This window comes from Streptococcus sp. GMD6S (assembly GCF_000297015.1).
Genome location: NZ_AJRH01000255.1, coordinates 1 through 579, shown reverse-complemented (window position 1 = coordinate 579; position 579 = coordinate 1). Strand labels below are relative to the sequence as shown.

The window sequence follows — 579 nt, the reverse complement described above, 5'->3', positions numbered from 1 at the left end:
GCCTATCTATTTCTCATTTTACATACAATTGCTTTCTCTATTTATATGGGAGAAGATGATGGAACAGAAGCTGCAATTCTAGTGTTGAATGGTTTGTTGGCCTATCTATTTATTTGGATTGAATCTGGCGTTATTCCATTGACTTATGCTTATCAAAAGAAATACCTAGAATTTAAAGAAGTGAAAAAGGTATAATGTAACTTATAATAAAATTCAGAAAGTATTTGAGTGGTAAATGTGGAATTAAAATTTAAAAATTCAAGCATGATGTGCTTTCAAATTGTTCAGATAGATAAAGAATCGAAGAAGTATGTCATGGATACAAGTACTATAAGCCCCAAGAGCTATTACTGGGGAATAAAAACAGATACAATTACAGTGAACATGGTAGAGATTGAAAAGAATAATAACCAATTCGAAATTAAACCTAGCAGACCTGTAAGTGCAACAATGGGAGCCATTATCGTTCAACCAATCGTCAAGGTTAGCTATGATGCGCTGAAAAAATTTTTTATTCACAATAATATTAGCGAGCAAATATTATTAAAGTTATTACTCTTTGCAATTTCTATGCTGATT

General features: G+C 31.1%; 2 pseudogenes. Both read left to right on the top strand.

Annotated elements, in window-relative coordinates:
- Positions 1 to 195: pseudogene (locus tag GMD6S_RS12835) on the top strand (DUF443 family protein); the annotation flags it as partial.
- 33 nt (positions 196 to 228) lie between these two features.
- Positions 229 to 579 (top strand): annotated as a pseudogene (locus GMD6S_RS10010) (hypothetical protein); the annotation flags it as partial.